Annotated in this window: 10 protein-coding genes; 4 read left to right on the top strand and 6 right to left on the bottom strand. The window is 66.9% G+C overall.

Annotated elements, in window-relative coordinates:
- From PMI14_RS03585 to gspD, 4 genes are all read left to right on the top strand, one after another.
- Positions 1–665, top strand: a 665-nt coding sequence (locus PMI14_RS03585; RefSeq protein WP_007849737.1) for a hypothetical protein, incomplete at its 5' end; no start/stop codon positions are given.
- Positions 666–740: 75 nt separating this feature from the next.
- Positions 741–2,087, top strand: coding sequence for a hypothetical protein (locus PMI14_RS03580; RefSeq protein ID WP_007849736.1), 1,347 nt, complete (start codon positions 741–743; stop codon positions 2,085–2,087).
- Positions 2,084–2,701: a hypothetical protein gene (locus tag PMI14_RS03575; protein WP_007849733.1), complete on the top strand. Its 618-nt coding sequence runs from the start codon at positions 2,084–2,086 to the stop codon at positions 2,699–2,701. Before PMI14_RS03580 ends, PMI14_RS03575 begins: the two co-directional genes overlap by 4 nt.
- A 40-nt stretch (positions 2,702–2,741) precedes the next feature.
- The gene (gspD, locus tag PMI14_RS03570) at positions 2,742–5,243 is read left to right on the top strand and encodes a type II secretion system secretin GspD (RefSeq protein ID WP_007849730.1); all 2,502 of its coding nucleotides are present in this window, start codon (positions 2,742–2,744) and stop codon (positions 5,241–5,243) included.
- A 60-nt stretch (positions 5,244–5,303) separates the two neighbouring features.
- On the opposite strand, the gene PMI14_RS03565 is transcribed toward gspD, so the two are convergent.
- The 6 genes from PMI14_RS03565 to PMI14_RS03540 form a co-directional block, all read right to left on the bottom strand.
- Entirely contained in the window at positions 5,304–6,257 is a 954-nt protein-coding gene (locus PMI14_RS03565; RefSeq protein WP_007849729.1) for an AEC family transporter, read from the bottom strand.
- Positions 6,258–6,355: 98 nt separating this feature from the next.
- Positions 6,356–7,621, bottom strand: a complete 1,266-nt coding sequence (locus tag PMI14_RS03560) for an ABC transporter substrate-binding protein (RefSeq protein WP_007849727.1) — start codon at positions 7,619–7,621, stop codon at positions 6,356–6,358.
- Positions 7,622–7,726: 105 nt separating this feature from the next.
- Positions 7,727–8,086: a hypothetical protein gene (locus PMI14_RS03555; RefSeq protein ID WP_007849725.1), complete on the bottom strand. Its 360-nt coding sequence runs from the start codon at positions 8,084–8,086 to the stop codon at positions 7,727–7,729.
- A gap of 94 nt (positions 8,087–8,180) precedes the next feature.
- The gene (locus PMI14_RS03550; RefSeq protein ID WP_007849724.1) at positions 8,181–8,579 is read right to left on the bottom strand and encodes a roadblock/LC7 domain-containing protein; all 399 of its coding nucleotides are present in this window, start codon (positions 8,577–8,579) and stop codon (positions 8,181–8,183) included.
- On the bottom strand, positions 8,576–9,145 hold the full coding sequence (locus PMI14_RS03545) for an ATP/GTP-binding protein (protein WP_007849721.1): 570 nt from the start codon (positions 9,143–9,145) through the stop codon (positions 8,576–8,578). Before PMI14_RS03545 ends, PMI14_RS03550 begins: the two co-directional genes overlap by 4 nt.
- Positions 9,142–9,948, bottom strand: a complete 807-nt coding sequence (locus PMI14_RS03540; RefSeq protein WP_007849719.1) for a hypothetical protein — start codon at positions 9,946–9,948, stop codon at positions 9,142–9,144. The genes PMI14_RS03545 and PMI14_RS03540 overlap by 4 nt, the downstream gene beginning before the upstream one ends.
- Between the last annotated feature and the right edge of the window lie 60 nt (positions 9,949–10,008).

Here is a 10,008-nt window from a genome sequence, read left to right as displayed (position 1 = left end):
CCGGGGCGGCTGCCGCCGGTACCACGCCCACGGCCCGCTACGAAGCCACGCTGGGCCGACAGCCGTTCACGGCCGAGCTGCAGGACGCCAGCGGCCTGCCCGATGCCAACGACCTGACCGCCCAGGAGTGGGAGCGGCTGTTCGCCCTGCTGGGCACGGCCCCGCCGCGTGCGCGCGAGCTGGCGCTGCTGACCATGGAGTTCAAGAACCGGGTGATGGACGCGCGCGGAACGGCCGGATTTTCAAGCATGCGAGAATTGCTGGATTGGAACGAGATACCGCGCCCCCTGGTGCGGGGTGGCACCACCCAGGTTCCCGTGGGTTTGCAGGACCTGCTGGTGGTTGGCACCAGGAACCGCAAGGTGCGGCTGGACACCACCCCCATCGTGCTGCTGCGGACCCTGGGCAATCTCACGGACGACCACCTGCAGCGGCTGGCCACCATGCGCCGCTCAGGCACCCCCATCACGGCAGCGCTGGCCCAGCAATGGACCAACGGCACGGGGCTGATCGCGGCCGACATGGCGGGCCCGCCCACGGCCGTCACGGCGCGGTTGCGCCTGGGCGGACCTCGGCCCACCGGCGCAGCGCTGGTGGCAACCCTGGTCCAGCAGGGTGGAAGGTTCAGCGTGGTGGATTCCGTGGTCGATGTGAGCGCCCGCTGACAACCGCCAACCCTGTGACCGACACCCGAAGGCTGCCCCGAAAAGAACATCCCGATCAGATTGAAACCTCAACCGATGCGCAATTTCTCCCCCTCAGCCAGCTGGCGGCACCAGCTGGTGCTCTCCCTCTCACCGCACAGCCTGTGCATCCTGCATTTCTACCGCGGGCTGCTGGGCTGGAAGCGTGCGCATGAGCTCGTGGTGCCCCTGCCCGAAGGTGATGGTTTCTCGTCGCAGTTGCAGCAGCAGCTCGCCGACAACGTGACGCGCTGGAAAATTCCGGCAGGCACGCGCGCGCACTGGGTGCTGGCCGGCGACATCCTGGGCATCGTTCCGCCCAATACCCAGGGGGCGGGCGCCCCCCCTTCGCTGCCCTTCCCGGCCAGCGACACGCGCACGCAGGTGGACGCCTTCGGCGGTGCCGAGGGCGCATCGCTGATGTGGATGCACAAGGACTGGGTGACCGAGATCGAGCGCATCAGCAGCGCCTGCCGCCTGGCCCTGGTGGAGCTGTACGCCCGCGCACAGCTGTTCCAGCGCATCGCCGCCAAGCAGCCCGCCTCGCTGCGCGCCGTGGTCGAGACCGATGCCTCCGACCAGTACCTGCATGTCTACGCGGCCAACGGCACCATGCTGCGCACCCGTGTGCTCGACGCGGCCGACACCCACGAACACCTGGCGCAGACCCTGCAGATGGAGCTGGCCGCGCTGGGCGCGCCTGCTGATGCCGCCCCTGGCCGCCCGGTGCAGCTGACCACGCCCAAGGGCTACGCGGCCGAGCCGCAGACCTGGGCCGACTACCAGCACCACGTGCTGCCAGCGGCGTCGCACAGCGACCTGCTCGAAAAGCTCTGGCGCTCGGACCAGGGCGGCATCATCGTGCGCCACACGCACAACGACATGGTGCAGGCGCTCAAGGTGTTCAGCCTCGGGCTGGGTGCCGTGGGCCTGGCGGGGCTGGCGCTCATGGTCTGGCACGACGGCCGGCTGGTGCGCCAGATCGAGGAGGGCCGCGACCGCGTTCGCAAGGACCTGCCCAAGGTGGAAGCCGCCAAGCTGCTCAAGGCCCGCACGCTGCGCATGGCCGACGCGGTGCAGGCGGTCAACACGGCGCGCGAGGCGCCGTCCGCGCTGGGCCCGTTCTCGCAATTGGTTGCGTATTTCCCACCGCCGCCCGCCACCTTGCAGTACTTCAGCTCCGACAATGGCGTCGTCGCACTGGCAGGCCAGGGCAACGAAGGCAGCGTGAAATGGCTGCACGAGCGGCCGCTGGCCGGCTTCGGCGCCTGGACCGATTTCCCCGTGCCGGAGTACCTGGCCGCCAGCACCCCGCAGATCCACCTGCAGGCGCGCAAGGAAGCACCCAAACCCATTGTTCCAGCACCGGCCAAGCCACCCGCATCGGGGGCATCCCAACCATGATGAAGCGCGATCTCAAGCGGGTGCATGCCGCCCACGGCATCAAGTACTTTGCCTTTCCCGTCGTCGTGCTGCTGCTGATCGCGGCCCTGGTGGACCAGCGCCTCACGGGCTACCTGGAGCACCGCGAGCAGGCCAGCGACCTGCAGACGCTGCTGGAAAGCAACCAGAACACCCTCGACCTCGACAAGAAGGTCCAGGCCAACAGCGAGCAGGTGGGCGGCAGCTACACGCCCATCCAGGAGCAGCTGTTCGTGGCCAACGACATCACCGAGTCCGTCAACGCCATGCAGCAGCAGGTGACCAAGCTGCTGCAGGGGCTGTACTTCGACAACATCGACCTGTCGGAGTTCTCGGACGCGCCCAAGGGCAGCGTCTCGCGCATGTCGCTCACGGCGCGCTTCAACGGCGTGCCCCAGCAGCTGCCGCGCCTGCAGATCGCCCTGGCGCAGTCGCCCAAGCTGCTGGTCATGGACAAGGTCGAGATCAAGGTGGTGGACGACACCCAGCGCGGCGGCCAGCAACTGCACGTCGTGGCGCGCTTCTCGGGCCTGCACATGAAGCCGCTGCCCGAGGCCGCCGCCCCTGCTGCGCCTGCGGCAGCCGCCCGAAAATAAATCGAAACCCAGCCGAACTGCTGAATTTCAGAAGACTGCAATGAACAAATCCATTCCTCCCATGCTGCGCAAATTGACCGCTGTGAGCATTGCGCTCCTGCCCACGCTGACGGCAACGCACCTGGTGATGGCCCAGCAGCCACCGATCAACCCCTTCACGGGCCAGCCCATGCCCGCAGTGCCCAGCGGCGGCGGCACCCCCGTGCCCGGCGGCTTCAGCATGCCCGGCATCACGATCCAGGCACCGCAGGCAGGCGGCGCCGTGGCCGCTCCGGCCGCGTCACCAGCGGCACAGCCCACCCCACCCGGTACTGCAGCAGCGCCCACCATGCCCGCCCCCCTGGCCATGCCCGCACCCGGCGCTGTGGCAGCCACCACGCCCGCTGGCGGCAACCCTGGCGCGGTGCTGTCCAACACGCCCAACCCGGGCGTGACGCTCAAGTTCGACAATGCCGACATCTACGAGGTGATCCAGGTCGTGCTCGGCGAAGTGCTCAAGCTCGACTATGTGATCGACCCCACCGTGCAGGGCCGCGTCACGCTCAAGAGCACCGGCGCCATCAGCATGGCCGACATCTACAGCACGCTGGAGACGGCGCTCGCGGCAAGCAACATCTCCATCGTGCGCCAGGGCAAGCTCTACAAGGTGCTGCGCGACACCAACGCCGTGCGCGACGCCGGCCTGGGCCCGGGCGTGGGCGCGGCCTCGTCGGTGATGCAGATCATCCCGGTGCAGTTCGTGCAGGCCAACCAGCTGGCCAACACGCTGCGCGGCTTTGTCGGCTCGCAGGCGGCCATCACCAACGACCCCTCCAACCGCTACCTGATCGTGGTGGACAAGGCCGCCAACGTCGAGAAGATCGTCGAGATGGTCAAGACCCTGGACTCGGACTACGTGAGCCAGGTGCAGATCAAGCTGTTCCCGCTGGCGCACAGCGAGGCGGCCGACGTGGCCAAGGAGCTCGACGCGATCTTCAAGACCTCGGGCATCTTCAACAAGCCCGGCACCGACGCCACCAAGACCTTCTTCCTGCCCGTGGCGCGCATGAACGCCGTGATGGTGGCTGCGGCCAACCCGGCCCTGCTGCAGACGGCCGAGCAGTGGATCAAGACACTGGACGCCGAGCCGCGCAATGGGCTGGGCTCGTTCGTGCATGTGTACCCGGTGGCCAATGGCAATGCGGCGAATCTGGCGAGCCTGGTGACGCAGATCTTTGGCGGGTCGGCGCCTACGCAGAACAATGCGAACACGGGGGCAGCGGGGTTGTCGTCGGCAACGGGAACGGCATTTGGCTCCTCTGGCGGCGCAACGGGGACCAACACCGGACTGGCTGGTGCCGCATCGGGTACCAACAACCAGAACAACAGCTCTGCTGCCCGCACCATCGAGCGGGGCAACACGCCTTCGCAAGGAACGACGGGCACCGCGCCTGGTCTGGGCGGATCGGTGCAAGTGATTGCGGATACGGAAACCAACACGCTGATCGTGCGCGCCTCGCCACAGGACTACCAACAGGTTCGCAAAGTGCTGGAGCGTCTGGACTCTTCGCCCCGCCAAGTGATGGTTCAAGTGATGGTGGCCGAAGTGACGTTGACCGATGCACTGCAATACGGCGTGGAGTGGTGGATCAAGTCTGCGTTGACCACGGGGGGTAAAAGTTGGCCAGGTTTTCTCGGCCTGGACGGTGCCATTGGCCCAACGGGTGTGAACACATCTGCCGTTGGATCAAGCACCTCAACACCTATCGTTGGCTCCACTCCCCGGGTGACAGGCACTTCCACGGGCCTCAACTACGCCGTGTTTGGAAGTGCCGGCCAGGTCATCGGCCTCTTGAACGTACTGGGCCGGGACACCAATGTGAACATCCTGTCGGCACCCCATGTCCTTGCCAGCGATGGCAAGGTCGCCAAGATTGAAGTCGGTAGCGAGGTTCCCGTCATTACCCAGACCGTGTCCACCCCCAGTAGCGGCCTGCTCACCAACTCGTTCTCCACCTCCAACTCGGTGCAATACCGTCCGACTGGCATCTTGCTGGAAGTCAAGCCCAGCATTACCTCGACTGGAAGGCTGACCCTCAGCATTTCACAGGAGGTCAGCAGCCTGGGCGATCAGTTGGATGCTGGCGGAGCCAAGTACCCCAGCTTTCTCAAGCGCAAGGTCACCACGGATGCCACCATTGAAGACGGCAAGACCATCCTGCTGGCGGGTCTGATCGAGAACAGGACTGAAAACGGCGTCGTCGGCGTGCCGGTGCTCAAGGACATTCCCATTGTGGGAGGTTTGTTTGGAACCACCAGCAAGACGAAGACCAAGACCGAGCTGCTGATCAGCATCACGCCGTACATCATCAACAACCGCGAAGAAGCGGATCGGCTTGCAGGCAGCTTCCAGGAAAGCCTGCACAAGCTGCGTGGAATGCTGCAGGACAAGGACACGACGGTTCCGCCCAATCTGGGTCGCGACGCACCGGTTCAAAGTCAGCAAAAACCTGCTGCCTTGAGGGCCCCACAGATCCAGAACAGCGAAGCCTTCGTCAACTGATCTCGCCGGCCCGACAACAAAACAGCCCACCTCGGTGGGCTGTTTTGCTTTGTAGCGGACTCAGGTCAGCAGCGCCACTGCTCCTGAAAAACTCAAAAACGCCAGCGCCGTCGACACCAGAATGATCCGCGCCACACGCCCGTTGTTGGCGCCAAAGCGCTCGGCCAGCAGCGAGACATTGCTGGCGCTGGGCAGGGCCGCCACCAGCACCAGCACGGTGAGCGCGAACGGCGTGAGCGGCACGCCGGCGGCCATGGCCGCCGTGCCTGCTGCCCAGACCAACACCGGGTGCACCAGCAGCTTGGCCAATGCCACGGGCACGTATTCGCGCGTGGGTACCTGCTCGTGCTGGTTCATCTGCGAGCGCGCCAGCACCGCACCGATGGTGAACAGCGCCACGGGCGACGCCGCATCGGCCAGCATGGCCACGGTGCGGTCCACCGGGCCCGGGAGCTTGAAATGCAGGGCCGAGGCCAGCGCACCGAGCGCGATGGACCAGGGCATGGGGTTCGTGGCCATGCCCTTGAAGGCATTGCGCAGCGCCACGCCCACGCCGTGCGTGCCCGCGCCGTCCATGCGCGACAGGGCGATGCACAGCGAGCTGGTGACCAGCATGTCCACAGCGATGGTGACGATGGCCGGGCCGGCGGCCTGGGCGCCCAGCAGCGCCACGAGCAGCGGCACGCCCATGAAGCCGGTGTTGGGAAAGGCGGCCACCAGCGCGCCGAAGGCCGCATCGTTCCAGCCGATGCGCCCGCGCCGCGTGAGCGCCACCGTGGCCGCCACCATCACCAGCGCGCACAGCACGTAGACACCGGCCACGGCCGGGTCCAGCAGCTGCGCGATGGGCGTGCTGGCGCCGAAGCGGTACAGCATGCAGGGCAGCGCAAAGTACAGCACGAAGGCGTTGAGCCCCGGAATGGCAGGCTGCGGCAGCACGCCACGCCGGGCGGCCAGGTAGCCGCACAGCACGAGGGCGAAGAAGGGGAAGGTGACGAGCAGGACGGAGAGCACGGGAGATATTGTCGGGCGGCCTGCGCCGTGCAGGGCCGCACCGTCAGCGCAGAGTCAGGCGGGTGGCATCGCCAGCGGCGAAGCCGCCGGCCTGTTGCTCATTGCTTGCGCTGGATGATCAGGTTGCGCTTGGCATCCTCGGGGTAGGCAAAGGTGATGGCGCCGTTCTTCACCGCGCCGATCACCAGCATGTTGCGCGTGATGGCGTCCTTGTCGGCGGCGCTGAAGGGTTTGTCGTAGGTGGCGACCACGCCGTAGTAGGTCTTCATCTTGCCCTCCAGCGACTCCTTGAGCGCCGGGCCGTTGAGGTTGCCGTCCCGGATGCCGAGGAAGGAGTACATCAGCAAATAGGTGGCGTCGTAGGCATTGGCCGCTGCCATGGGCACGGCCAGCTTGCGCTGGAACTTGCGCGTGTAGCTCGACAGGAAGGAGGCACGGCGCTCGTTGCTGGGCTCGGCGATGAAGGTCTGCACCATGAGTGCGCCTTCGGCCGCATCGCGCGCGCCGTCGAGGAAGTACGGGAACGACAGGGTCCACGGCCCGACCTGCGGCACCTTCCAGCCCAGGGTTTTCTTGCCATTGGCGATGACGGCGTTCTCCTGCCCCACGGTGTAGCTGAAGACCACGTTGGCACCGGCACTGCGCGCGGCCGTCAGCTCGGCGGTGAGGTCCTTCACCCCGAGGTCGAAGCGCGCCACGTGCACGGGCTTCAGGTTCTTGGCGGCCAGCGCCGCCACCACGTCGTTGTAGCCGCCTTCGCCATAGCCAGTCTTGTCGGCGAAGATGGCCACCTTGTCCCAGCCGCGCTTGACGATGTCTTCCACCATGAAGGGGGCCTGCAGCGCGTCGCGCCCCTGCACACGGAAGATGTAGCTCTCGGCCGGCGGGTACTTGGCCGTGACGGCCGTGCCCGAGGAGCAGGGCACGATGAGCGGCGACCTGGCCTCCTGGAACAGGTCAATGGCCTTCATGGCCACGCCGGTGTTGCAAAAGCCGATGGTGGCGACGACCTTCTCGGCCAGCAGGTCCTGCGAGACCTTGCGCCCCTGGTCGGGGTTGGCGGCGTCGTCCTTGACCACCAGTTCCAGCGGCCGGCCCAGGTAGCCGCCACCGGCATTGATCTCATCCACCGCCATGCGGATGCCGTTGAGCATGGGCACGCCGAAATCGGCCGATGCCCCGGTGAACGGCCCGACCACGCCGATGCGTACGGGCGCGGTGCTGCCGATCTGCGCGCGGGCGGGCAGCGCGGCCAGGCTGGTCGCCACCAGTGCGCCCAGAAGAAGAAACGCTCCATTCCACCATGCACGCTGCCGCGTGGTGGTGGCGATGGAGCGCGATGGCGCAGGGCTCTTGGTCGGCATGGCACGGCCTTTCAGGCTTGTCTCGTTGGTCCATGCAGTATCAAAGTGCCTACAGACCTGGGACAGCGGGGTTTCCCGCAGGAAAGCGCGTGCCGGTGCGCTCCGTCAGAATTCGATCAGCTTCTCGATGTCCTGCACCTTGCGGCGGGCCAGGGCCAGGTTGGAGCGGGCCTTGTCGAGCACCACATAGATGAAGATGCCTTCCTTGGAGGCCATGGGGCGGATGATGTGGTACTGCTTGCCCAGGGTGATCAGGATGTCGTCGATGGTGTCCTCCAGGCCCAGCGCCTTCATGGTCTTGTTCTTGGCGCGCACGACCTCGGTGTTGCCGGCGGCGGCCAGCTCCATGTCCACCCCGGTGCCTGCGCTGCCCAGCAGCATGCCGCTGCCGCTGTCCACGACGGCAGCGCACAGCGCGCCCTCCACGGCCAGTAGTTGGTTCAGGGATTCATTGATGCTCGCCATTTTCGGTTCCTTGTTGTTCGTTCACACTGGCTGGAAAGAGGAGTGGGCGCAGGCTGCCAATGAACGCCCGCGCCCGGAAATCGCGTGCGGGGGCTCAGGCCCGGGACATGTCCTGCATCACTTCGCCGGCGGCCCACAGGGCACGGCCGAGCAAGGCATCGCTGCCCAGTACCAGGCACAGGATGCAGGGCACGGGCGCATCGATGGCCTGGAAGACCACGGTGCTGCCCTCGGCCTCGAAGGTCAGGCGCTTGCACTGCGGGCTCTGGATCTCGCGGCCCACGGCGCGGGCCATGGCCATGAGCGAGCTGGCCATGGCCGAGAGGCGGCCCGCCTGCAGGTCGCTGCGGTTGCGCAGGCAGGCGATCTCGAAACCGTCGGGCGTGGCCAGCAAGGCCAGCTGCAGGCCGCTGATGGGGGCCGCATGGGTTTCGAGGGCCCGCAGGGCCGTCTCGGCCAGGGCATCGGAAATCAGGGGGGCACTGCTTTTCATGGGGATTCACTGCGAAGGGACAACATCGACACCAGCACGCTCAGGGCCTGCAGCACATCGGCACGCTTTCGCACATCGACCTGGAGCACGGGCACCACGCCATGGCCGGCAGCCTGCAGGCCATCGGCGAAGGCCTGGGTGGCCGCGGTAGACGCCGGGCGGGCGCTCAGCACCAGGGCCAGGGGCGGGGTTTCGGCCGCTGCGGCCTCGGCCAGCAAAGCACCGGCTGCGTGTACGGCATCGGCCGCGTTCACGTCGACCATCACGAACACGCCCACCGAGGCGGACACCACCCATTGCCGCAGGAAGTCGAAGCGGTCCTGCCCCGGGCAGCCGCAGACCTGCACGAACTCGCCATCACCCAGGTCGATCTGACCGAACTCGGCGCCCACGGTGGTGAATTCCTTGGCGTGGGACTGGCGGTCCAGGTTGGGCACGTCGGATGCCACCATGTCATCGCCGCACAGCGCGCGGATGGCCGTGGTCTTGCCCACGCCCATGGGCCCCATGAAGGCGATGCGCGGCATGGGGGAAATGCTGGAATAGGTCATTGCAGGGGAGGTCATGGCCGGCTGGCACCACTGATCCAGTGGGAGAGGCGGCGCACCAGGCCTTTGTTCACTGGTGCCGGGCGGCGGGATTCGGCAGCAGTTGACGAGGGCGCCACCGGCTGCGCGGGCGCGATCACCTGCAGCACCTTGCGGCGCGCCAGCTCCTTGAGCAGCTCGGCCAGTTGCGCCGGGGCCAGGCCGCTGTGGACGTGCAATTGCTGCGCGGTCACGGGCTGGCGCGCGAGCAAGGCCAGTGCGCTGATGCAGCCGGAGCTGTCGAAAGGCGGCCCCAGGAACACCCAGGCCCCCAGCCGGTAGCGGCTGCCCTGGGCTGCGGCCATGGCGGCTGTGCCAGCGGCCGCAGGGGGTGTGGGCTGGATGGTGCTGTGGGCAAATGCACGCGACGGTGTCGATACAGGGACCACCGGAGGAATGGCCGCAGGTTGCGCCGCCACGGCGACCACGGCTGGCGCAGCGGGCCGGCGTGCCTTCCAGTCCAGCAGGAAGACGGCTGCGCGGTCCAGGATGTCGATCAGGTCGGCCACGGTGTAGTCCTGCGGCAGGCGTCCCACCCAGGCGTCGGCAAAGCGCGCGGCGGCCTGCTCGCGCCCGATCCAGATCACGCAGGGCGGTAAAGGCTGCAGGCGCACCAGGTTCGACGACACGTCGAGCACCGCCACCTGGGCTTGCTCCAGCGGCGATTCGCGCCAGGCAAAGACGGATTTGCGGGCCGCGACCCCGAACAACTCGGAAAACCGGGTGCGCAATGCAGGGGCCAGCAGGCCGGTCGCCAGATCCCCCTTCAGATTGGTCTTCACGCAAAATACTCCGCAGTGCAGGGTGCAACTGGTCAGTTTAAGTGAGCACTCCATTCGCAA

Source organism: Acidovorax sp. CF316, assembly GCF_000276605.1.
Classification (GTDB): Bacteria; Pseudomonadota; Gammaproteobacteria; order Burkholderiales; family Burkholderiaceae_C; genus Acidovorax.
This window is presented reverse-complemented; position numbering and strand designations above follow the sequence as displayed.